At 71.2% G+C, this 23,004-nt stretch carries 21 protein-coding genes; 12 read left to right on the top strand and 9 right to left on the bottom strand.

Features of this window, described 5'->3' with window-relative positions:
* Positions 1–312: 312 nt before the first annotated feature.
* On the bottom strand, positions 313–1,866 hold the full coding sequence (locus tag ACFPCV_RS35715; RefSeq protein ID WP_378061579.1) for a GMC family oxidoreductase: 1,554 nt from the start codon (positions 1,864–1,866) through the stop codon (positions 313–315).
* Positions 1,867–1,887: 21 nt separating this feature from the next.
* The gene (locus ACFPCV_RS35710) at positions 1,888–2,895 is read right to left on the bottom strand and encodes a Rossmann-fold NAD(P)-binding domain-containing protein (RefSeq protein WP_378061577.1); all 1,008 of its coding nucleotides are present in this window, start codon (positions 2,893–2,895) and stop codon (positions 1,888–1,890) included.
* Positions 2,896–3,087: 192 nt separating this feature from the next.
* Between ACFPCV_RS35710 and purS the strand changes: the two genes are divergently transcribed.
* Genes purS through purL form a run of 3 tightly spaced genes read left to right on the top strand, consistent with a single transcriptional unit; the run spans position 3,088 to position 6,247 of the window.
* Complete coding sequence (gene purS, locus ACFPCV_RS35705; RefSeq protein ID WP_378061575.1) at positions 3,088–3,324, top strand: phosphoribosylformylglycinamidine synthase subunit PurS; 237 nt, start codon at positions 3,088–3,090, stop codon at positions 3,322–3,324.
* The gene (purQ, locus tag ACFPCV_RS35700) at positions 3,321–3,992 is read left to right on the top strand and encodes a phosphoribosylformylglycinamidine synthase subunit PurQ (protein WP_378061573.1); all 672 of its coding nucleotides are present in this window, start codon (positions 3,321–3,323) and stop codon (positions 3,990–3,992) included. Before purS ends, purQ begins: the two co-directional genes overlap by 4 nt.
* A complete protein-coding gene (purL, locus tag ACFPCV_RS35695; protein ID WP_378061571.1) occupies positions 3,989–6,247 on the top strand; it encodes a phosphoribosylformylglycinamidine synthase subunit PurL in 2,259 nt (752 codons plus the stop codon). The genes purQ and purL overlap by 4 nt, the downstream gene beginning before the upstream one ends.
* Before the next feature lie 160 nt (positions 6,248–6,407).
* Here the strand turns inward: purL and ACFPCV_RS35690 are convergent, their stop codons facing one another.
* From ACFPCV_RS35690 to ACFPCV_RS35675, 4 genes are all read right to left on the bottom strand, one after another.
* Complete coding sequence (locus tag ACFPCV_RS35690) at positions 6,408–6,767, bottom strand: SH3 domain-containing protein (protein ID WP_378061570.1); 360 nt, start codon at positions 6,765–6,767, stop codon at positions 6,408–6,410.
* Positions 6,768–6,857: 90 nt separating this feature from the next.
* A complete protein-coding gene (locus ACFPCV_RS35685) occupies positions 6,858–7,907 on the bottom strand; it encodes a pentapeptide repeat-containing protein (protein WP_378061569.1) in 1,050 nt (349 codons plus the stop codon).
* A 28-nt stretch (positions 7,908–7,935) separates the two neighbouring features.
* Entirely contained in the window at positions 7,936–8,961 is a 1,026-nt protein-coding gene (locus ACFPCV_RS35680) for a hypothetical protein (protein WP_378061567.1), read from the bottom strand.
* 159 nt (positions 8,962–9,120) lie between these two features.
* A complete protein-coding gene (locus ACFPCV_RS35675) occupies positions 9,121–9,984 on the bottom strand; it encodes a lysozyme (RefSeq protein ID WP_378061565.1) in 864 nt (287 codons plus the stop codon).
* 307 nt (positions 9,985–10,291) lie between these two features.
* On the opposite strand from ACFPCV_RS35675, the gene ACFPCV_RS35670 reads away from it, so the two are divergent.
* On the top strand, positions 10,292–12,358 hold the full coding sequence (locus tag ACFPCV_RS35670; RefSeq protein WP_378061564.1) for a putative bifunctional diguanylate cyclase/phosphodiesterase: 2,067 nt from the start codon (positions 10,292–10,294) through the stop codon (positions 12,356–12,358).
* A gap of 209 nt (positions 12,359–12,567) precedes the next feature.
* Here ACFPCV_RS35670 and ACFPCV_RS35665 read toward each other — a convergent pair whose 3' ends face one another.
* Positions 12,568–13,116 carry a type VII secretion system-associated protein gene (locus ACFPCV_RS35665; protein WP_378061562.1) on the bottom strand — a complete coding sequence of 183 codons (549 nt, stop codon included), beginning with the start codon at positions 13,114–13,116 and terminating at the stop codon, positions 12,568–12,570.
* Between the two features lie 30 nt (positions 13,117–13,146).
* Here ACFPCV_RS35665 and ACFPCV_RS35660 point away from each other — a divergent pair, with 30 nt between their 5' ends.
* From ACFPCV_RS35660 to ACFPCV_RS35640, 5 genes are all read left to right on the top strand, one after another.
* Positions 13,147–13,731: a DUF3558 family protein gene (locus ACFPCV_RS35660; protein ID WP_378061560.1), complete on the top strand. Its 585-nt coding sequence runs from the start codon at positions 13,147–13,149 to the stop codon at positions 13,729–13,731.
* Between the two features lie 141 nt (positions 13,732–13,872).
* Complete coding sequence (locus ACFPCV_RS35655) at positions 13,873–14,256, top strand: transcriptional regulator (RefSeq protein WP_378061558.1); 384 nt, start codon at positions 13,873–13,875, stop codon at positions 14,254–14,256.
* Between the two features lie 20 nt (positions 14,257–14,276).
* Entirely contained in the window at positions 14,277–15,686 is a 1,410-nt protein-coding gene (locus ACFPCV_RS35650) for a PPE domain-containing protein (RefSeq protein ID WP_378061556.1), read from the top strand.
* 75 nt (positions 15,687–15,761) lie between these two features.
* Positions 15,762–16,574, top strand: a complete 813-nt coding sequence (locus tag ACFPCV_RS35645; protein WP_378061555.1) for an ESX secretion-associated protein EspG — start codon at positions 15,762–15,764, stop codon at positions 16,572–16,574.
* 26 nt (positions 16,575–16,600) lie between these two features.
* The gene (locus tag ACFPCV_RS35640) at positions 16,601–16,936 is read left to right on the top strand and encodes a sterol carrier family protein (protein WP_378061731.1); all 336 of its coding nucleotides are present in this window, start codon (positions 16,601–16,603) and stop codon (positions 16,934–16,936) included.
* Positions 16,937–17,394: 458 nt separating this feature from the next.
* Here the strand turns inward: ACFPCV_RS35640 and ACFPCV_RS35635 are convergent, their stop codons facing one another.
* On the bottom strand, positions 17,395–19,176 hold the full coding sequence (locus ACFPCV_RS35635) for an alpha/beta hydrolase (RefSeq protein WP_378061554.1): 1,782 nt from the start codon (positions 19,174–19,176) through the stop codon (positions 17,395–17,397).
* Positions 19,173–19,463 carry a hypothetical protein gene (locus ACFPCV_RS35630; protein ID WP_378061552.1) on the bottom strand — a complete coding sequence of 97 codons (291 nt, stop codon included), beginning with the start codon at positions 19,461–19,463 and terminating at the stop codon, positions 19,173–19,175. Before ACFPCV_RS35630 ends, ACFPCV_RS35635 begins: the two co-directional genes overlap by 4 nt.
* Before the next feature lie 79 nt (positions 19,464–19,542).
* Between ACFPCV_RS35630 and ACFPCV_RS35625 the strand changes: the two genes are divergently transcribed.
* The 3 genes from ACFPCV_RS35625 (at position 19,543) to purM (ending at position 22,977) form a co-directional block, all read left to right on the top strand.
* Complete coding sequence (locus tag ACFPCV_RS35625) at positions 19,543–20,265, top strand: maleylpyruvate isomerase N-terminal domain-containing protein (protein ID WP_378061551.1); 723 nt, start codon at positions 19,543–19,545, stop codon at positions 20,263–20,265.
* A gap of 63 nt (positions 20,266–20,328) precedes the next feature.
* Positions 20,329–21,876 carry an amidophosphoribosyltransferase gene (purF, locus tag ACFPCV_RS35620; protein WP_378061550.1) on the top strand — a complete coding sequence of 516 codons (1,548 nt, stop codon included), beginning with the start codon at positions 20,329–20,331 and terminating at the stop codon, positions 21,874–21,876.
* Positions 21,877–21,891: 15 nt separating this feature from the next.
* Complete coding sequence (purM, locus tag ACFPCV_RS35615; protein WP_378061548.1) at positions 21,892–22,977, top strand: phosphoribosylformylglycinamidine cyclo-ligase; 1,086 nt, start codon at positions 21,892–21,894, stop codon at positions 22,975–22,977.
* Positions 22,978–23,004: the final 27 nt, after the last annotated feature.

The following is a 23,004-nucleotide window of genomic DNA, read 5'->3' as shown; positions in this document are numbered from 1 at the left end:
ACACGGACCAAGGTTGTCCACAGACCAGTCGTCCACAGAGCGATTGTGCAGAAAACCCGCGAGTCCCCCGTTCGGAACCCGCGAGTCCCGCGTTCGGGACCGGCGAGTCTCCCGTTCGGGACCGGCGAGTTCCGCGTTCGGAACTTGCGAGCTGCGTGTTCGGGACCGGTGAGTGGTTGTCCACAGGTCGTCCTTGCGCGCCCCGGAACTGTCGGTGCCGTGCCGTAGCGTGGTTCGAGGGGGCCGGAGGCCAGCCTCGAGCAAGTTGTCCACAGCTGTGGACAACCCTGGGGATGAATCGAACAGCCGTTCTCAACCGCTGGATCGCACCAGGTCGGCGGCCTTCTCCGCGATCATGATCGTGGGTGCGTTCGTGTTGCCGCGCGGCACCGTCGGCATGACCGACGCGTCGACCACGCGCAGGCCCGCGATGTCGTGGACCCTCAGGTCCGTGTCGACCACCGAGCCCATCGCGCACGTGCCGACCGGGTGGTACAGGGTCTGCGTGATCTCCCGGACGTGGTCGCGCAGGTCGTCCTCGGTCGGTTCGCCTGCCGGCGGGAGGAACGGCCCGGCCAGGAACCTCGCCAGCGGGGCCGTCGCCGAGATCTCCAGAAGGACGCGCATCGCCGCGATCATGGTGTCGAGGTCCGTCGGGTCGTCGTAGTACGCCGGGTCGATCAGCGGGCGCCACCTCGGGTTGGCCGACCGCAGCCGCAGCCTGCCGCGCGACTTCACGTCCACCAGCGTCGCGCCCGCCGTGAAACCCGCGATCGACGGCTCGCGCAGGCCGTTGTCGTAGAACAGCGTCGGCGCCACGTGGACCTGCATGTCCGGCGCGGGCAGGCCGTCGCGGGTGTGGAAGAACGCGCCCGCCTCGCCGACGTTCGACGCCAGCGGGCCGCGCCCGCTCGCCTGCCAGCGGAGCAGCCGGCCAGGCGTCACCAGGTTCACCAGGTCGGTGGTGTCCCTGGTGCGCCACAACAGCGGCGCCGCGGGGTGGTCGTGCAGGTTGTCGCCGACACCCGGCAGGTTCGCCACGACCTCGATGCCCAGGTCACGCAGGTGTTCGGCCGGGCCGATGCCGGACAGCATGAGCAGCTGCGGCGAGTTGACCGCGCCCCCGCACAGCAGGATCTCGGTCGACGCGCCGACCTCGACCTGTTCGCCGTGCCGGGAGTACGACACCGCGCCGGCGCGGCCGTCGCGGACGATGATGCGGTTGACCAGCGCGTTCGTGCGGACCGTCAGGTTCTGCCTCGTCATCGCCGGGCGCAGGTACGCGTCGGCCGTCGACCAGCGGCGGCCACCCTTGCACGTCACCTGGTAGAGGCCCGCGCCCTCCTGCAACTCGCCGTTGAAGTCGTCCGTGGGCTTCATGCCCCACGTGACCGCCGACTCCACCCACGCGTGCGACAGCTCGTGCGTGTACCTGCGGTCCTCGACGTGCAGCGGGCCGTCGGTGCCGTGGTACCGGCCCGCGAGCCGCGTGTTGCGTTCGGCGCGGGTGAAGTACGGCAGCACGTCGTCGTAGCGCCAGCCCGCCGGCCACGCGTCGTAGTCGGCGCGGTTGCCGCGGATGTAGATCATCGCGTTCATCGACGAGCAGCCGCCGAGCATCTTCCCGCGCGGCCAGTACGCGCGCCGGCCGCCGAGGTTCTTCTGCTCGACCGTCTCGTGGTTCCAGTCGTACCTGGTCTTGAACAGGGTCGAGAAGGCGACCGGGATGTGCGCCTCGTCGGCGTCGTCCGCACCGCCCGCCTCCAGGAGCAGCACCCTGGCCGCCCCGTCCTCGCTCAGCCGGTTCGCGAGCACGCACCCCGCGCTACCGGCACCGATCACCACGTAGTCGAAGGTCTCGGGCATCCCCCGACCCTGCCACCTCCGCTACAGCTTGGCGAGTAGTTCCTTCTCCTCCTCCCGCGAAAGGCCCGCCTTCCGCGAGCGGTCGAGACCCAGCTCGCGTTCCCGTGCCAGCGCGTCCAGCACCGCGTCCTCGAACGGCGAGAACCGCAGCCCCGCCGCGACCGACGGCGCCGGGTCGTGTGCCTTCAGCCCCTCGTAGCCCGCCGGCAGCCACAGCGGCAGCGACTTCGGCCCGGACCACGGGTTCACCCCTTCCTCGGTCAGCCACTCCGACGACGCCTTGACGATCTCCCCGTCGAAGCCGGTGACCGCCGCGATCTGCTCGATCATCTCGGTCGTCGGCCGGTGCGGGCCGACCGCGTCGTAGGTGCCGCCCGTGCCGTTCTCGGCGGCGTCGACGACCCACCGCGCGAAGTCCTTCACGTCGATGATCTGGATCGGCGAGTCCGTCTCCGGCACCAGCACGGTGCCGCCCCGGGCGAACCGGCCCGGCCAGTAACCGAACCGGTCGCTCCGGTCCCACGACCCGGTCACCAGGCCGGGCCGGGCCACGAACGCGCGGTCGCCCATCGCGGAACGCACCGCGTTCTCGCTCGCGACCTTGATGCCGCCGTAGCGCCGCACACCGTCCTCGCCGCGGGCGATCATGTCGTCGCGGGTCGAGTGTTCCTCGAGCGCGGGGACGAGCGGGCCGGTCGCGGGTGTCTGGCCCGGTGTCGCGTTGTCGGCGTACACGTTGATCGTGGACACGAACGTCCAGTGCCCGGCCCGGTCGCCGAGCGCGTCGAGCGCCCGCCGCACCCACGGGTACGACAGGGGCGCCACGTCCACCACCGCGTCGAACGTCTCACCCGTGAGCGGCGCGAGGCCGTCCTCCGCGTCCCGGTCGACCCGCACCAGGGTCGTGCCGTCCGGGACCGCGCCGGACTCGCCCCGCGCCGCGCACACCACGTCGTGCCCCCGCAGCGACCCCTCGACCGCGACGGCGTGCCCGACGAAGATCGTTCCTCCCAGCACCAGAATCCTCATGCGGCTCACACTGTCCGGTGCGCGGGCGCACCGCCAGTGATCTCGCGCTGGGCGAACGAGTGGCCGGGCGACCCGGATGACGAGGCACGTCAGCCTCCCGCGTCGCGGAGCGCCACGCGCCTGAAAGGGTGAACGCCCAGCTCAGGTAGTCTCGCGGCGTAGAAGACACCCTCGAACCGGGAGCTGCCTGTCGTGGCCCGAGTCGTCGTCGACGTCATGCCCAAGCCCGAGATCCTCGACCCCCAGGGGCAGGCCGTGGCCAACACCCTTCCCCGCCTCGGCTTCACCGGAATCTCCGATGTCCGCCAGGGCAAGCACTTCGAGCTGGAAGTCGACGACACCGTCGACGACGAGACGCTCGCCAAGATCGCGGAGGGTTTCCTTTCGAACCCCGTGATCGAGGACTTCGTCGTCCGGAGGCTCTCGTGAGCCGTATCGGGGTCATCACGTTCCCCGGCACCCTGGACGACACCGACGCGGCCCGTGCCGTGCGGTACGCGGGCGGTGAGCCCGTCGCGCTCTGGCACGGGGACGCGGACCTGCGCGGAGTGGACGCGGTGGTCGTCCCCGGCGGGTTCTCCTACGGCGACTACCTGCGGGCCGGCGCCATCGCCCGGTTCGCGCCGGTGATGGGCGAGGTCGTCACGGCGGCCCGCGGCGGCATGCCGGTGCTCGGCATCTGCAACGGCTTCCAGATCCTGTGCGAGGCCGGGCTGCTGCCCGGTGCGCTGCTGCGCAACGCCAAGCTGCACTTCGTGTGCCGGGACCAGCGGCTGCGCGTCGAGCGGAACACGACGGCCTGGACGAACGGGTACGCGGAAGGCGCCGAGATCGTCGTCCCGCTCAAGAACATGGACGGCCGGTTCGCGGCCGCGAAGTCCACTGTGGACGAACTGGAGGGTGAGGGCCGGGTGGTGTTCCGGTGCCTGGGCGCCGACCCGAACGGTTCGCTCGGCGCCATCGCCGGGATCTGTTCTGCCGACGGCCGGATCGTCGGCCTCATGCCGCACCCGGAGCACGCGATCGACGCGCTGACCGGCCCCGGCGACGACGGCCTCGCCATGTTCCGCTCGGTGCTGGGGACGGTGCTCGCATGACGACGACGGTTCCCGTTGACACGACCGGGGTCGCGGAGTCCACTCCGGACACCGCGCAGCCGTACCGCGAGCTCGGTCTCAAGGACGACGAGTACACGCGGATCCGTGAGATCCTCGGCCGCCGCCCGACCGACGCCGAGCTGGCCATGTACTCGGTGATGTGGTCGGAGCACTGCTCGTACAAGTCGTCGAAAGTGCACCTGAAGTACTTCGGCGAGACCACGACCGACGAGATGCGCGAGAAGATGCTCGCGGGCATCGGCGAGAACGCGGGCGTGGTCGACATCGGCGACGGCTGGGCCATCACGTTCAAGGTCGAGTCGCACAACCACCCGTCCTATGTGGAGCCCTACCAGGGCGCGGCGACCGGCGTCGGCGGCATCGTGCGCGACATCCTCGCGATGGGCGCGCGGCCGCTGGCGGTCATGGACCCGCTGCGGTTCGGCGCCGCGGACGCACCCGACACCCGGCGCGTGCTGCCCGGCGTGGTCGCCGGCGTCGGCGGCTACGGCAACTGCCTCGGCCTGCCCAACATCGGCGGAGAGGTCGTGTTCGACCCGACCTACCAGGGCAACCCGCTGGTCAACGCGCTGTGCGTCGGCTCGATGCGGGTCGAGGACCTGCACCTCGCGCACGCGTCCGGCGCGGGCAACAAGGTGATCCTGTTCGGCGCGCGGACCGGTCTCGACGGCATCGGCGGTGTCTCGGTGCTGGCGTCGGACACGTTCGCGGGCGACGAGGGCGGGGCCGGGCGCAAGAAGTTGCCGAGCGTGCAGGTCGGCGACCCGTTCACCGAGAAGGTGCTGATCGAGTGCTGCCTTGAGCTGTTCGGTGAGGGCATCGTCGTCGGCATCCAGGACCTCGGCGGCGCCGGGCTGTCGTGCGCGACGTCGGAGCTGGCGTCGGCCGGTGACGGCGGCATGCACGTGTACCTCGAACGCGTTCCGTTGCGTGCCAAGGGGATGACGCCCGCGGAGATCCTGTCGTCCGAGTCGCAGGAACGCATGTGCGCGGTGGTCCGTCCGTCCGATGTGGACGCTTTCATGCGCGTGTGCCGCAAGTGGGACGTCATCGCGACGGAGATCGGCGAGGTCACCGACGGCGACCGGCTCGTGATCACCTGGCACGGCGAGACCGTGGTCGACGTGCCGCCGCGCACGGTCGCGCACGAGGGCCCGGTGTACGAGCGGCCGGTCGCGCGTCCTCCCGTACAGGACGACGTGGTCGCCAACGACCCGGCCACCCTGCCCCGTCCGTCCACTTCGGACGAACTGCGGGCGGAGATCCTGCGGATGGCGGGTTCGCCGAACCTGTCGTCGCGGCGCTGGGTGACCGAGCAGTACGACCGGTACGTGCGTGGTGGCACGGTCCTCGCGCAGCCGTCGGACTCGGGCATGATCCGCATCGACGAGTCGACCGGCCGCGGCGTCGCGATCTCCTGCGACTGCAACGGCAGGTACACCTACCTCGACCCGTACGCGGGCGCGCAGCTCGCGCTGGCGGAGGCGTACCGGAACGTCGCGGTGTCGGGGGCCAGCCCGGTCGCGGTCACGAACTGCCTCAACTTCGGCTCGCCCGAGGATCCCGGCGTGATGTGGCAGTTCAGCCAGGCCGTGCGCGGCCTGGCGGACGGCTGCGCCGAGCTGGGCATCCCGGTGACCGGCGGCAACGTGAGCTTCTACAACCAGACCGGCACGACCGCGATCCTGCCGACCCCGGTGGTCGGCGTCCTCGGCGTGATCGACGACGTGGCCACCCGCATCCCGACGGGCCTCGGCGCGGAGGGCGACACGCTGATCCTGCTCGGCGAGACCCACGACGAGCTGGCCGGTTCGGAGTGGGCACACGTCGTGCACGGCCACCTCGGCGGGCGACCCCCGGTCGTGAACCTCGCGCGTGAAGCCGTGATCGCCTCGGTCTTGCGCGCGGGTGGCGTGTCGGCCGCACACGACCTGTCCGAGGGCGGGCTGGCGCAGGCACTGGTGGAGTCGAGCCTGGTCACGGGCCGCGGCTGCGACGTGGAACTGACCGGCGACCCGTTCGTGGCGCTGTTCAGCGAGTCGTCGGCGCGGGTACTGGTGTCGGTACCGGACCCGGCGGCGTTCACCGCCCGCTGCGAGGCGGCCGGCCTGCCGTGGCAGCACCTGGGCACGGTGACCTCGCAGGCGTCGGTGCGCATCGAGGGTGTCGGCGAGCTGACCCTGTCGGAGCTGGAAGAGGTCTGGGAAGGCACGCTGCCCGCGCTGTTCGCCTAGTGTCCCGCGCCGGAAATCAGGCAACCAATTCGGCGGCCCAGCTTCCCGCTGGCGGCGTTGCCGGTCCGCCCAAGTACGACCCAGTACGAGGACGAACCGGCGCCTTGCCAGCAGAAACCTGGATCCACCGACTTGATCACCGCATTTCCGGCGCGGGACACTAGTCGAACTCGTCGGCCGTGCAGTCGTCCACCTCGGGGAGCCGGTTGGTGGGGCAGGTCAGGTACCAACTGGCCACCCACCCCCGGTTCCCACCGGGCGCGTCGACGTACACCCACCACGCGTTCCGCCCGACGAGCTGCCCCTTGCTCTGGCAGACGGGGTAGAGGTTGTCTCCCGGCTCGAGCCCGGCGAGGACGTCCGGGCAGTTCCCGGTGCCGGGGGTGTCGTTGCAGGCGGCGGGCCCGGACCGCAACCGCACCCCGGACTCCCGCACGGTGTAGGACCCCGGCACGTAGACCGACCCGTCGGTCGGCTCACACCCGGTGACCAGCGTGAGGAGCACCAGGCCCCCCGCCAAAGCTCCACCCCGCATGGCGACCTCCCGCAACACTGCGAACCTCGATCAGGTGATCGCAGAGTCACCCACATGCGTGACGCACTGTCAAGATCAGGCAGGCATGCGGACCAGGCGGCCAGACTGGTTTCGTTGCCAGCCCGGGGGTGGTTTCAGTGCGCCGGTGAACTCGGTGTGCGTGAAGTCAGCTTCCTCGGTGAAGACGGTGTCCGCGAAGGAGGTCTCGCCGCTGAACGTGGCGTTCTCGAACTTGGTCTTCTGCCGGAAGACAGTGGCCTCGAAGCTCAGCTTGGAGAAGGTGCGGACCTTGCTGAACCACGCGCGGTCGTGGAACTCCATGTGGTGCAGCCACAGGTTTCCCCAGCTCCTGGACTCGGTGAACCACGCGGGCCCGCGGATCTCGCAGTGGTGGAACGAGTTCGACTGGTACATCTTCAGCGCGCGTGCGCTGAGCTTGCCGATGACCCGGTACGACAGGTCGCAGAACTCGAGTGTGGCGCCGGTCAGGTCGAGGTCGTACGCGGGGGCGTCCCGGGTGCCGGTCCTCGGGAGCAGGTCGGCGAGCAGTCGTTGTGCGGTGAGGCGAACCACGCGCCAGCGGTCCGCCTCCGCGGGGTCGGCGTCCTTGCGTGGCCCGTCACCCCTGGCCTCGCGGTACTCCGGGTGATCGAACGGGCGGCGCAGGTACGAGCAGAGCACGTCGACGACGTCCTGCGTGTAGGCCGGGCGGGCGCGGGCCACCCCGGCGAGCGCGTGCAGCGCGCCCACGCGCACCTGGTCGGTGTCGTGGCCGAGCATCTCCACGGCGCGCAGGAAACGGTCGTCGGCCGCGCGTTCGCGTTCGTGGTCCGCGCGGGCGTTCTCCAGTGCCTGCCGGTCGTGTTCGAGCTGCTGGCGTTCCTCGTCCACGCGGCGTCTGCGGTCGTTGAGCCACAACGCGTACAGCGCGACCACGGCGCCCGCCGCCAGGCCACCGGTCTTCAGCGCGTCCGCTCTCGACGAGACCGGCAGCAGCCAGCCGGTGACCGCGGTCAGCGCGCCGAACGCCAGCAGCATGGTCGCGACGAGCCGCGAGGACACCGCGAACACGACGATGCCGCCGATGATCGCCACAGACCCGGCTATGAGGAGTGTGACTGCCACCGGCGGCATCCGTTCTACGGGTCGGGACTCAGCTGGCGAAGAACGTGTAGATGCACCACGCCCCGTCCTCGAGGAACGCGCTCGTGCGGCCCGTGACCGGGGCGCCCGCGAGTGTGCCCTTGAGGTCGGAGCCGACGTAGGTGTCGTCGGCCGTCGTGCCCGCCGGGTCCATCTCCAGTGCGGCGCCCTGTGCCGCGGCCTCGGTGATGTCGGACTGGCTGGTGCTGTCGGAGCACGACATGGCCGCCGCGCCCGCGCCGTCGCCGCCGTTCAGCTTGTCCAGGAAGGACTGGACGAACTGCTCGCCCTCGGTGTCACCGGTCGCGTCGCTGTCCGGCACGGACGTCGCGGGGGCGTCCTCGGCGGTGTCGTCGGAGCCGCCGGTCGTCTTCGGGGTGCCCGCCTTGATGTCGTGCCAGCACCAGTCCCCACCGTCCTTCTTGACGGTGAAGGTGTCGTCCTCCTGCTTGTCGCCGTAGACGATCGTGACGGTGAACCGGACCTCGTCGTCGGACTCGTCCTTGATCTCACCGAACTCGGCGCTGTCGATCTTGTCGATCGCGCTGATCGCGGAGTCCACAGTGTCCGTCGCTTCCGAACACTTCAGGTCGCGCAGCGTCGACTTGTCCTGCTCGTCGGCGGCCGCGACGAGCTTGTCGATGAGCTCGTCGGAGCCGGAACCCGAGTTCTCCGGCGACTTCTCCGACGACTTCTCCGCACTGGTCGTCTCCCCGGAGCCAGCGTTGTCACCGCTGTCCTTGTCGTCGGACAGGAAGAATCCCGGCGCGACGAAGCCGGTGATGCCGAGGCCGCCGAGCAGGAGCACGACGACCGCCACGACCGCGATGATCGGCCCCGTCTTGCTCTTCGGTGGCTCCGGCGGCCCGCCCATGCCGCCGTACTGCTGGTACCCGCCCCCGTACTGTGCGTTCGGGTCGTAGCCGCCGAACTGCCCGCCTGGCTGCTGCTGGTAGCCGCCGCCGTACTGCGGCGGCTGCTGCTGTCCGTAGGGATCCGGCTGCTGCCCGTAAGGCCCCTGCGGTGGGTAAGTCATTGTCCCTCCCCGATCACGGTCTTCGCGGGTCCGACGTGGTCACGGGGGTCCTCGTTCCCTCATCTCACGCGACACTCACGCGGAGCTTAAATGCACGAAGGGGACCTTCCGCTCCGGGTGGTGGCGGAAGGTCCCCTCCTGGCAGGGGAACGTGCTGGGTCAGTCGGAGTTCCTGGCGAACACCTGCAGCCGGTCGTAGGCGCCGTTGAAGGAGTTCTGGTCGATCGGTGAGGAGCTGTACTGCCACACCGTGTGGAAGCTCCAGCCGATCGGCAGCGTGCCGACCGACGATGCGTACCGCGCGACCCACAGCGGGTTGGTCGCACCGAAGCTCGAGCCGACGCACTGGTTCCACCAGCTGGTGGACGTGTAGATCGCCGGGTACTTGTTCCACCGCGCCTTGTAGGTGTTGCTGAAGTCGCGGATCCAGTTGGTCATGGCGGCCTTGGAGAGCCCGTAACAGGTCGCGCCGTACGGGTTGTACTCCATGTCGAGCGCGCCGGGCAGTGTCCTGCCGTCACCCGACCAGCCGCCGCCGTTGTTGGAGAAGAAGTTCGCCTGCGTCGCGCCGGAGGACCGGTCCGGCAGCGCGAAGTGGTACGCGCCGCGGATGAAGCCCTGGTTGTAGGACCCGTTGTACTGCTGCGCGAAGTACGGGTTCCGGTAGCCGGTGCCTTCTGTCGCCTTGGCCCACACGAACCGCTTGCCCGCGTTCCACTGGGCGGGCCAGTCCACGTTGCCCTGGTGGCCGCTCACGTCGATGCCCGGCACGGTGGCCTGGGCGACGACGTCCTGTGGCACGCCGCGCGGCATCTGCGCGACGCCTTCGTGCTTGCGGATCTGCGAGCCCATCTCGTGGTCGTACTTCTGGACGTACGCGTCGATCGCCGCCTGGCCGCCTGCAGGGGTGGCAGCCGGGTCGGCCTGCGCGGGACTCGCCAGTCCCGCGAGCAACACAGTGGTGGTCACCGCAACGGCGGCGCTCAGCGAGCCCCGTCGTCTCCCACGCCACACAATGTTCATGGGAAGCCCTTTCTGAATCGCCCTCGCGAATGGCAGCACCCGGGCAGGAGCTGCCAGGAAACAGATTGTGGTCGCCCGGTACCGTTTTGTCACGTCGTCCGGTTAATAACTAACGAGCAGTTCGGTAACGTTTGGTGTATGGGTGAGCACGGACGATCACGGTCCGCGACCGGCCGGTTGCCGGTTCGATCGCTGTGACCAGCGAAGACGGTCCGCGCACGAGCATGGACGGAGCGTGCCGACGGTCGTATCCTGGCCCGTGCCACGCAGGCGGGTGCGTGAGTGAACTTCGCCGGAAGGTGTGACGGTGGCAGGCCCGAAAGTCTCAGGCCGTGACGCGTTCTCGGCCGCGTGGACCGACGTGCTCGCGGCGACGGGCTACGTCGCGTCCGGCCACGACGATCTCCGCGCCGAGCTCGACGGGCTGGCGGCCATGCTCACCTCGGTGCTGGCCGACGACCCGTTCGACCCGGCACGGGCCGAGCGGGTCGGGGCGGCGCTCGTCGACCTCCGGTTCCTCGCCGCCGAGTCGCTCGCCGGCACGATCGAGCTGATCGGCAACCGCTTCTCCGGGGATCGCGTGCCGAGGGTCCAGGCCGCCGTGACCGCCGGGTTCGTGCGTGCCGCCCAGTCGCGGATCTTCTCCGAGCAGGAGGCGCTGCGCCGCTCCGCGCTGGAGGCTCGGGACGGCGCGGAGAGCGCGCGGCGGTCCAGCGAGGCACGGTTCCGCGCGATGTTCACCTCCGCCGCCGTCGGCATCGGCATCACCGACACCCGGGGCAGGCTGCTCGAGGTCAACAGCGCGATGGGGAGCATGCTCGACTACCAGCCAGAGCAGCTGCTCGGCCTCGACCTCGTCGACTTCCTGCACCCGGACGACCCGCCGGACCTGCGCAGCTTCTTCAACGAGATGGCGGCAGGCGAACGCGACCACTACCGGATCGAACGCCGCTTCCGCAAACGCGACGGCTCTCCCCTGTGGACGAACGTGACCGTGTCGCTCGTGCGCGACGACGACGGCACACCGCAGTACCTCGTCGGGATGGTCGAGGACAACACCGAGCGGCACGTGCTGTCCGAGCAGCTGCGGTACCAGGCCAACCACGACCACCTCACCGGCCTCGGCAACCGCGCGCTGTTCACCGAACGGCTGCACGCCGCGTTCGGCGGCTCGGTCGGGCAGCGGGTCGGCCTGTGCTACCTCGACCTGGACGGGTTCAAGGCCATCAACGACACGCTGGGCCACGTCGTCGGCGACCAGCTCCTCGTCGAGGTCGGCAGACGGCTCGACCAGCTGGTGTCCGCGCCGTCGCGGCTGGTGGCGCGGATGGGCGGCGACGAGTTCGTGGTGCTGGTCGAGCACACCGAGGGCATGGCCGAGCTGGTGGACCTGGCCGAACGGATCCTCGCGGAGATCGCCGCGCCGGTGCGGGTCGGCGGGCACCGGCTGACGGTGTCGGCGAGCATCGGCCTGGTGGAGCGGTCGGTGTTCGCCGCGTCCCCCGCGGAGACCATGCGGGACGCGGACGTGACCCTGCACTGGGCGAAGGTCGACGGCAAGAACCGGTGGGCGTCCTACGACCCGGAACGCAACGCCCGCGAGATCGCCAGGATCACCCTGTCCCACGCCATGCCTGCGGCGCTGGAACACGAGGAGTTCTACGTCGACTACCAGCCGATCGTGTCCCTGTCGGACGGGGCACTGCTCGGCGTCGAGGCGCTGGTGCGGTGGGCGCACCCGGAGTTCGGCAGGCTCGGCCCGGACCGGTTCATCGGGCTCGCGGAGGAGACCGGGCTGATCGTGCCGCTCGGCCTGTGGGTGCTGGAAACCGCGTGCAGGCAGGCGATGAAGTGGCACGACGCGGACCGGGCGCCGTTCGTGAGCGTGAACCTCGCGGCGAGGCAGGTGGCCGAGCCGGGTCTGGTGGCGGACGTGTCGGCGATCATCGAACGGGTGGGGATCCCGCCATCGTCGCTGCAGCTCGAGCTGACCGAGAGCGCGATCATGGGCACGACCGGCGAGCCCCTGTCCGCGCTGCGCAGGCTGGTCGACATGGGCGTCCGCATCGCGATCGACGACTTCGGGACCGGCTACTCGAACCTCGCCTACCTGCGGCACCTGCCGGTGCACGCGCTGAAGGTCGCCGGGTCCTTCGTGGCGGGTCTGCGCGCGGGTGCCGCGGAGTCGGTGGACGCGCGGATCGTGACGGCGCTGGTGTCGCTCGCGCACACGCTGCGGCTGGACGTGATCGCCGAGGGCGTGGAGACCGGCGAACAGGCGGAGCTGCTGACGCGCATCGGGGCGGACTCGGCGCAGGGCTGGCTGTACGCGAAACCGGGACCGCCGGAGGACGTCGAGCCCTGGCTGAGGTGAGGTTCGTGGCCTCCGGCCCCCTCGAACCACGCTACCGGAGGGCACCGACAGGATCCGCGCGGTGAGCGGTTGGCTGTGGACAGTTGCGGTGGCCTGTGGACAACTCGGGTTCGTGTCACCGTTTCCGTCGGTGCCCTGCCGTAGCGTGGCGACCGGGGGCCGGAGGCCAACGGGGATGGCGGGGTGGCGGGGCCACCGCGGTCGCTCGGTCAGTCCAGTGCGGCGGCCGGGAGCAGTGCGGTGATCGGGCCCGTCGGGTTGACCACCAGCGGGTGGCCGCCGAGCTGCGCTGCCAGCTCGCGGCCGAGGATCTCGCGCCAGCCGGGCCACGCGGACGGGACGCGGGCGACCGACGTGCACGCGGGCACCATGATCCGTCCCGTCCGGTCGGGGAACGCGGTCACCGCGTGGTCGTCCTGGCCGGACGACCAGATCAGCAGCCGGGCCTTCAGCACAGCGGGGGGCAGCTCCGCCTCCGCGCGGTGACCGGTCGTGATCCACTGCAGCAGGCGCTCCAGCTCGGTGGCCGGGGCGGGCATGCGCAGGACAGTCGGGGACGGGCGGTACTCGGTGTTGCGCCGGAACGCCGGGTCGATCTCGCCGGACCGGTCCACTCGGTACGCACCGACGACACCCCACGGCGGGATGTCGGCGTCGGCGTCGAATGCCGGGTCGATCACGTACAGCCAGGAGTTGGGGTTGGCGGTCGCGCTGGCGCGCATCCGAGGGGTGATCGCGGGCGGCGGGGTGTCCGGCATCCGCCCATCGTAGGTCGGTACGTTGCGGTCATGCGCAGGTTGCTGCTCGTGACGGGACTGCTGCTCGCCGGGTGCACGGCCACCGAAAGCGGCTCGCCGACCGGGACCGCCACCGGAGGCACCACGGCACCGACGACCACGACCACGACGACCACCACCACCACCGAGGTCAGCAGGCCCCGGGACATCGACCTGGCCGGGGCCGACCTCTGCGGCGTCGTCGCGGCGCTGCCGCTTGGCACCTTCGGGCTCGACCAGGACCGGCCGCCGACCGGCGGGGACTCGACGAGCTTCCCGGGGTCGCGGGACTGCTTCGCCAACGGGATCGGCGCCAACCTCGGGCTCACGCTGGTCGCGGTCCTCGACCAGGGGGCCGCCGAGTACGTCGAGGGCGCCGACGCCGAGGTCACCGAGTCCGAGGTGGACGGTTTCCCCCTCCACGTGCTGAAGCCGACGGCCCCCGACAGCTGTTTCGGTGCGGTCGACGTCGCCGACGGGCAGATGCTCTTCGTCAACTACGGGCTGAGCGCGCCGGGGACCGAACCGGTCACCCCGCAGGCCACGCTGTGCGAACGTGTGCCGCGGATCGCGGCGGCGGCGCTGGCGGAACTCTGAATCGAGTGAGTGTCCATCTCACACGGTTGACCAAACCGTGAAAAGTTCCTGTGTGTGATCGGTTGCTTGTGGGAACCACTCCACGGCGTCATGCATCAGAGCTACAGTCGTCGCAATCGCAGAGACTGAGGGAGACGAACCGTGTTCCTTGCAGATGGTGGGGGCGGCGGGCGGGTGACGCCGACTCCGACGTTCACCGGTACCCAGACCCTGCACATCGAGCCCTCCGCGATCCCGGAGGCGCTCAAGGCGTTCACCGACGCGTACGACCGGGTGTCCAGAAAGGTGCGCGACCTCGCGGCCCTGCCCATCCACAAGTGGGCGGGCGACCCGGTCAGCGGCGAGACCGCGGAGCAGTTCGCCGAGCGCACGAACGCCGGTGGCGCCGAGTCCGCGTACGCGTGCCTGACCGGCTACCAGAAGCAGCTCAAGGCGGCGATCGACTCGCTGACCAGCGCCCAGGAGGACTACCTCCGTACCGAGGGCACGAACACCGCCCTCTGGGGCAAGTACGACCAGGCCTGATCTCTTTGTGAGGGAATCCCATGGGTTACCGCTGGCGGGGCTTCGAACACCCCGAGCTGTACCGGATGATCAACGCCGGGCCCGGTCCGAAGGCGTCGGACCCGCAGACCATGTACTGGCAGTCGCTGTCCGAGGAGCTCGCGCAGGTCGACCAGGACCTCAACACGAAGCTGACGCAGCTCGGGTCGCGCTGGGAGGGCAAGGCCGCCGAAAGCGCCCGGTCAGGACTCACCCCGCTCGCCGAGTGGGCCGGTGACGCCGAGACCGGTTCGACCGTCATGAAGGTCTCGACGGAGAACCAGGGCGAGTACATCGCCGACGCGCGCGCCAAGATGCCAGAGCCCGTCGAGGTGACCACGCAGGCGCCGTCCGGCTGGGCCATGTTCGCGGCGGGCGCGGCAGCGGTCACCGGCAACGTCGGACCGGCCATGGACGTGGCCGCGCAGGCCGCCGACCACGAGGCGCAGGAGGCCGCGCAGAGCGAGGCCGAGCAGCGGGCCATCGAGACCATGCGGACCTACGAGACGATCAGCACCTGGAACCGGGAGACGCTCGGCACGTTCGTCGCGCCCCCGGACGTCGTGGTCGCCACCCCGGCACCGCAGGGCCACGGCGGCGCCACCCCGGTGGTGGTCAACAGCACGCCGGGCTACGACGGCTCCGGCGGTGGCGGTCCGGCCTCCGGCGGCAGCGGCGGCCCCCCGTCGGTCCAGCAGCAGCCGCCGTCGAACCCCCCGCAGGTCGGGGGCAGCAACCCGGCGCCGAACCTCCCCGGTGGTGGCGGCGGCGGTGGTGGCGGTGGTGGCGGCAACGTCGGGGGCACCGTGCCGCCGACCCCGAACGTGCCGCCCCCGGGCGGGACCACCACGCCGCAGGACGTGTTCGTCCCGCCGGCGACCGGCCCGAACAACCAGTTCCCGCTCCCGAACCAGCTCCCGACCAACCCCTCGCCAGGGCCGTCGTACCTGGGTGGCCAGCCGCCGTACCCCGGCACCGGCCCGGTGCTGCCCGGCCCGAACGACAACGCGAGCGACGTCGCACGGCGTGCGCTGCCGCTGCGGCCGGGCGTGCCGGGTCAGGCCGGTCCGTTCGGTCCGTTCGGCGGTCCCGGCGGCGGTGTCCCGGGTGGTGGCCTGCCGGGCGGTGTCGGCGCGCTCGACGGTGAGCGTTCGCCCTCGCAGCTCGGCCGTGGCGGGCTCCCGGCCGGCGGGGTCGCGGGCGAGGGCGGCGTTGTCCGCAACGGGCCGGGTGCCGCGGGCGCCGCCGGTGCCGGTCGCGGAGCGAACGGTGTCAACGGGCCCATGGGGGCCGGTGGCAGGCGTGCCGACGGCGAGGACGACGACGAGCACTTCGCGCCCGACTACCTGCTCGAGAACGACGACGTGTTCGGTGACGACCGCAGGGTCGCGCCGACCGTGATCGGCGAGTAGAAACCACTGTCCGACCTGGGCGGGGAGTCGTTCCGACGGCTCCCCGCCCGCGGTCTTCGCAGGTAAGGTTGCGCTGTGACCAGCACCTTCTCGATCGGTGACCGGGAGACCGCGCCGATCACGCTGACGGCACTCGAGTTCGACGTGCTGTGGGAACATCTGCGGCTGGGCGCGCTGCCGCTCGTGGTGAAGGTGCCGTCGCCGGGGAAGACCTACGAGGAGCGGGAGCGGATCGAGGCCAGGGTGTGGGCCGATCTGGAGGCCCGCGGTCTCGGGCGGCCGGTCGACGTGAACCCCGACATCGCCGGGCTGCTCTCGGTGCTCGCCCGGCCGGAGCGGGAGGTGGACGTGCGTGCCTACGTCGGCCGCAACGTCCGCGTGCTCGCCGCGTCGGCGGGCGAGGCCGCCGCGGTCGCCGAACTGTCGGAGGGGACGGTGACGTTGCGGTCGGCGTCCACGTCCGGGCTGCCCTCGGCCGCGCTGGCGGTGCTGCCCGCGCTCGCCGCGGGGCCGGGCCAGTCGGTGACGTTGCGGACCGCCGACTTCGAGTCCGCCGCCAACGGTGCGGGTGGGACCAGGGAGGGGTTCGGCCAGGCGTTGCTGGCGACCGGGCTGCGGCACGACGACGCCACCGCCCTCGCCGAGATGATCAAGGACGTCGCGCACATGGGGAACTTCGGCGCCGCGGCCAGGGACCGGCTCGGCAGGCGCAGGCGCGCCGACCGGGTGGTGTCGTTCTTCGACACCGAGGACGGGCGGTACGTGCAGGTCCGGCGGCCCGCGGACGACGGAACGCTCTGGACCACCATCTCGCCCGCCGACCTGCGCAAGCTCACCCACCACGTGAGCGAGCTGCTGGACGAGGTCGTCGACGAGGCCGCCAGGTGAGTGCTTCCGCCGTCGATCCGAGGGCGATGCGGGACGCGGTCGCCGCGGTGCTGCCGTGGGACTCGCCGGCCCGCCCCGACCTGGCGAAGGCCGTGCGGCTGAGCCTGCGGACCCTCGCGCAGGTGGCGCCGGGCCGCAGCGTCGAGGTGCGGGTCCCGCCGTTCGCCGCCGTGCAGTGCGTCGACGGCCCGCGCCACACCCGTGGCACGCCGCCGAACGTGATCGAGATGGACGCCCGCACCTGGCTGGAACTGGCGTCGGGCGCTCTGCTGTGGACGGACGCGGTCGCTGCGGGCCGGGTGTCCGCGTCCGGGAACCGCGCGGACCTCTCCGCCCTGCTCCCGCTGGTGTGGCTGTCCTGATGGTCCTCGTTGGACGGACCGGTCTCTGGGCCGACGTCGTGGTGGGCCGACTGCGGTTGGCGTGGTGAATCCGCGAGTCGCCCGTTCGGGACTCGCGAGTCCACCGTTCAGAACCGCCGAGTTGCCCATTCGGAACCGGTGGGTTGGCTGCGGTTGGCGTGGTGGGCTTGCGCCACCGTCGGGGCTGCGCCGGTGCTGTGAAAGGCGCGTTGACGGCACAACGAGTGCCGCGAATGGGCCGTTCAGGGCGCCCAGCGCCCTGAACGCGCCTGGCAGGCAGACCCGAACCCAACCGCAGCCGGACAACCCCCCGCCACCCCCGAGACCTGCCCGTCCGGCGAGGACAAACCCACCACGCGAACCGGAGCCAGCACTCCCACCCGACCGAAAACCGATCCGACGCGACCAGCACACGACGACCGGCCGCCCACTCACACCGACTTCACGGAATCAATCATCTAGAAGATTCGGCCCAGTGTGTTGTCGTAGAAGGACTTTCCGGCCTCCACGAGGTTGCCCGTGCCGCCGATGAGCACGTCGCCCGCGTCGTTCAGCAGCTCCCGGCCGGTGTCCTTCAGCTCGTCCCAGGCGCCGTCCCAGTCGCCCCGGATGGCGTCCTTGCCGGCGTCCCACAGGCCGCCGCCGGCGTCCGTCACCAGCTCGCCGGTGGCGCTGCCCTCCTGCGTGCCCTGGGTGACCGCGTCGTAGTTGCCGGTCGCGATGTTCGCCAGGTTGTTCAGTGACTGGTCGGAGTAGTACACGCTGTGCGCGCCGAGCAGGTTGTCCTCGCCCTGCACCCCGAACCGGTTCGCGCCGAACTCCTCGTCGTACGGGCCGACCGAGCTGCCGTCGGCGGTGAACCAGCTGCCGCTCGTGCCCTGGACGACCGGGTCGTGTTCGGACGCGCCCGCCCACACGTGCCCGGCGCCCGGCGACAGCTGGCCGACGTCGGAGGCGCCGACCCCGGGTGAGCCGATGAAGGCGATGTCGTCGGCGGCGAGACCGTCCATGGCCGCGTAGCCGACCGCGGTGCTGCCGTAGCTGTGCCCGATGACCGTGATGTGCTGCGGCGTCTCCGCCGCCGCGCGGTAACCGTCCACATCGGACTTCAACAGCTCGCCGCCCTCGATGGCGTTGTCCGGGCCGGCGACCGTGGTGTCCCAGGTCGGGGCGTCGTAACCGAGCCACGCGATCGTGGCGTTGCCGCCCGGTTCCGAGTGGTCCATGGCGGCCCGCAGTTCCTGCGCGCTGTCGTTCGGGAACCCGCTCTCCAGGGTGGTCGTCGTGCCGGGGACCACCACCGCCACGTCGCCGGCCTGGTCGGGGTTGCCGTAGGCGATGGCGAGGGTGCCCTCCTGCCTGCCGGGGCCGACCGGGTCGTAGGCCAGGACGTAGGTGTCGTAGCCCGACCGCATGGCCTCCTCGACCCGCGCGTTCGCCGCGGTCGCGTTGTCCAGCATCCGGTTGGTGTCCTGGCGCTGGTCGAGCAGGTCGGCGAGCGCCGGGTCGCCGCGCAGCGCGCCCTCGTCGTCCGGGTCGATGCCCAGCTGCCCGGCACGCGCCTCGATCTGGTTCGTCAGGTCGGTGTTCGCCGCCGCGAACCTCGTCATGTCCGCTTCGATGCGGTGGTGGTTGGCCTCGTTCAGCACCGGCGCGGGCAGTCCGCGCAGGCGGCCGAGCGCGTCGTACCGGGTGGCGAGCAGCTCGTTCCGCGTCGTCTCCGGTAGTGACTTCCACCACTCCGCGACCCGGTTCGGGTCGGTGCCCGGCGGCGGGACGGTGGCGCCTGACGCCGTGGTCGCCGCCGCGGTCGTGCCCGCCGCGGTCGTGAACGCGGGCCGGATGCCGCGCAGCGCGCCGGCGTACGAGCGCAGCACCTCCTCGTAGCTGCCCCGCAGCTGCGTCAGCACCGAGACGGCCTGGGAATCCGGGATGCCGCCCGCCCGGTAAGCCCGGATGGTCTGGTCCGCCGCGGTGCGCATGCGCCCGTACGCCGCCGCGGCCGCCTCGACGACGGACATGGCGTCGGTCAACCGTGCCGCCGCCGCCGTCACGGCGGTCTTCGAGCTGTTCACGCGGCTGTCGAACGCCGTGGCCGCGGTGCCGGCCCACGCCGTGACCGGCTTCAGTTCGACGTCGGTCAGCAGGTTCCTCGCCGCGCCGAGCGGTTCGAGCACCGCCAGGATCCGGCTCGTGTCGCCGCTCGCGAGCTTCGCGTACAGCTGCTCGGGATCGGTCATATGCGGAACTCCTCACGGCGTAGGTACTCGTCCGCGTTCTCGACCAGGCCGTCGCCGGCGTCGGTCACCCACGACCCGCCGCGCCGGAGATCCTCGGAGTGTTCGCCGACGAACTCGGCGAACGCGGCGGCCAGCTCGTACGCCGCGGCCACCTCGCCGAGGGCCCCTGGCACGAGCTGCGCCACCGACAACCGCGCGGCCGCCTGTGACACCGCGTCCCCGCCCGTGTAAAACCCACCCGACGCGGCTCGCAACGCCGCGGGATCAACCTCATAACCGTCGGCCACGAAACCGACCGTAACGCGGCGACGGCGGGCATAGGGTGGTTCCTCGAACACTGTGTGCGTACGGGAAGGACGACATCACGTGTGGACGGCCCGCCGGTGGACCGGCGTGTTCGCGCAGCAGGCGGGTCTTTTCCGGACCGCTGTCGCCACCGCTGACCAGGCAGACGACGTGCCGTCGTGCCCCGGATGGACCTTCGCCGACCTGACCGTGCACGTCGCGCGGTTCCTGCACACGACGACCCGCTACCTCACCAGCGGCTCGATCGTGGAGCTGCGGCCGCAGCCGGTGCGCAGGGACGTCGACCCGGTCGTCTACCTGGACGAACAGCTCGCCGCGGCGACCCAGGTGCTCAACAACACCTCTGGCAACCGTCCGGTGTGGACGTTCTCGCCGTCGGCGCCCGACCTCGCGTGGGTGTGGCACCGGCGGGTGGCGCACGAGCTGAACCTGCGCCGCTGGGACGCGCAGGCCGCGCTGCGCACCCTCACGCCGACCGACCGCGAGCAGGCCGCCGACGCCGTCGACGAGCTGCTCGGCACCCTGCTCGCCGCGCGGCAGCGGGGCGACTCGCCGCCCGAGTACAGCGGCACGGCACTCGTGTCCTGCACGGACGGCCCGCAGGCGTGGCACGTGCGGTTCACGCCGGGCGAGGTGCCCGAGGTGCGTGCCGCTGACCGGAACGAGAAGGCGGACGCGCGTCTGTCCAATCGCACCGCGAACGTGCTCTACCAGCTGCGCGGCCGGATGCAGCTCACCGGTGAGGGTGATCCCACAGTGTTGAAAGCCCTGCGGATGAACTGAAGGTTGCCGGGTACGACCTACACTGGGAAGTACCTGACGCCATCAAGCGGGGAGTGCTCTTCGGTGGTCACCGATCCGACCGTCACCGACCAGTCCGACCAGATCGACCGACCGGAACCCGAGCCTCGCGAGGAGTGCGGCGTCTTCGGGGTGTGGGCCAAGGGCGAGGAGGTCGCCAAGCTCACCTACTTCGGGCTCTACGCGCTGCAGCACCGAGGCCAGGAGGCCGCGGGCATCTCGGTGTCCGACGGCGAGAAGATCGTCGTGTTCAAGGACCTCGGGCTCGTCTCGCAGGTGTTCGACGAGCAGGTACTGGTCTCGCTGCAGGGGCACATCGCCGTCGGCCACTGCCGCTACTCCACCACCGGGTCCACGACCTGGGAGAACGCGCAGCCGACGTTCCGCACCACCGCCACCGGCAGCGGTCTGTCCCTGGGCCACAACGGCAACCTCGTGAACACGGCCGAGCTGCGGGACCGGGCCCGCGCGATGGGCATCGCCACGAGCGGAGCCGCCGCCATGGGCGCGACCAGCGACTCCGACCTGCTGACCGGGCTGCTCGCCGCGTCGGCCGCGGACATCGGCATCGAGCAGGCCGCGATGAACCTGCTGCCGGACGTGAAGGGCGCGTTCTGCCTGGTCTTCGCGGACGAGACCACGCTCTACGCGGCCCGCGACCCACACGGGGTGCGCCCGCTGGTGCTGGGGCGGCTCGAACGGGGCTGGGTCGTCGCGTCCGAGACCGCCGCGCTCGACATCGTCGGCGCGTCGTTCGTGCGCGAGGTCGAGCCGGGTGAGCTGCTCGCCATCGACGAGCACGGGCTGCGGTCGTCGCGGTTCGCGAACCCCGAGCCGAAGGGCTGCGTGTTCGAGTACGTCTACCTGGCCCGGCCCGACACCACGATCGCCGGCCGGTCCGTGCACGCGGCCCGTGTCGACATCGGCCGCAGGCTGGCGCAGGAGGCGCCGGTCGAGGCCGACCTGGTCATCCCGGTGCCGGAGTCCGGCACCCCGGCCGCCATCGGCTACGCGCAGGGTTCCGGCATCGCCTACGGGTCCGGCCTGGTCAAGAACGCCTACGTGGGCCGCACGTTCATCCAGCCCTCGCAGACGATCCGCCAGCTGGGCATCCGGCTCAAGCTGAACCCGCTGCGCGACGTGATCCGCGGCAAGCGCCTCGTCGTGGTGGACGACTCGATCGTGCGCGGCAACACCCAGCGCGCGCTGGTCCGCATGCTGCGGGAGGCGGGCGCGGTCGAGGTGCACGTCCGGATCGCGTCGCCGCCGGTGCGCTGGCCGTGCTTCTACGGCATCGACTTCGCCTCGCGTGCCGAGCTGGTCGCCAACGGTCTCGACCTGGACGGGATCCGCCGTTCCATCGGCTCCGACTCGCTGGGCTACGTGTCGCTGGACGGCCTGGTCGCCGCCAGTGAGCAGCCGCGCAGCAGGCTCTGCACCGCGTGCTTCGACGGGCAGTACCCGATCCCGATCCCCGAGGAGGACCGGATCGGCAAGCACCTCCTGGAGAGCGTCGAGCGCGGGGTCGCGGGGTCCGCCGCCCCTGTCGTGCCTGCGGGGTACGGTGCCTCGGACGCACTCCAGCGTCCCTGACCCGAACCCGGAGCCATGACCGACACCAGCGCGACCCCCGACTCCCCGCACGCCACCTACGCGGCGGCGGGGGTGAACATCGAGGCAGGCGAGGAGGCGGTCGAGCAGCTCAAGCCGTTCGCCGAGAAGGCGAGCAGGCCGGAGGTGCTCGGCGGCATCGGCGGCTTCGCCGGGCTGTTCAAGCTGCGGCTGGACCGCTGGAAGGAACCGGTGCTCGCGTCGTCGACCGACGGGGTCGGCACCAAGATCGCGGTGGCGCAGGCGCTGGACGTGCACGACACGGTCGGCATCGACCTGGTCGCCATGGTCGTCGACGACCTCGTGGTGTGCGGGGCGGAGCCGCTGTTCCTGCAGGACTACATCGCGGTCGGCACGGTCGTGCCGGAACGGATCGCCGCGCTGGTCAAGGGCATCGCGGAAGGCTGTGTCCAGGCGGGCTGCGCGCTGCTCGGCGGTGAGACCGCGGAGCACCCCGGGCTCATGACCGACGGGGCGTACGACCTGTCCGCGACCGGGATCGGTGTGGTCGAGGCCGACGAGGTGCTCGGCCCGGAGCGGGTCCGGCCAGGTGACGTGCTCATCGGCATGGGGTCCTCCGGGCTGCACTCCAACGGGTTCTCGCTGGCCAGGCACGTGCTGCTGGAGATCGGCCGGATGCCGCTCGAGGGCCAGGTCGAGGAGTTCGGCCGCACCCTCGGCGAGGAGCTGCTCGAACCGACCCGCATCTACGCCAAGGACTGCCTGGCCGCCGCCGCTGAGGCCGAGGTGCGCACGTTCGCGCACATCACCGGCGGTGGCATGGCCGCGAACGTCGCCAGGGTGATTCCCAAGGGCCTGACCGCACGGCTGGACCGCGGCACGTGGACGCCCGCGCCGGTGTTCTCCATGATCGCGCAGCGCGGCCGCGTCGAGCGGCGGGAAATGGAGAAGACGTTCAACATGGGCGTCGGCATGGTGGCCGTGGTGGCCGCCGAGGACGCCGACCGCGTCCTGGCCGTGCTCACGGCGCGGCACGTGCCCGCGTGGGTGCTCGGCGAGATCGCTCCGGAGGTCGACGGCGGGGTGCGCGCCGAACTGGTCGGCAACCACCCGAGGTTCTGAGACAACCGGACCGCGTGTTGCGCCGTA

It is taken from the genome of Actinophytocola glycyrrhizae (genome assembly GCF_042653545.1).
Classification (GTDB): Bacteria; Actinomycetota; Actinomycetes; order Mycobacteriales; family Pseudonocardiaceae; genus Actinophytocola; species Actinophytocola glycyrrhizae.
This window is presented reverse-complemented; position numbering and strand designations above follow the sequence as displayed.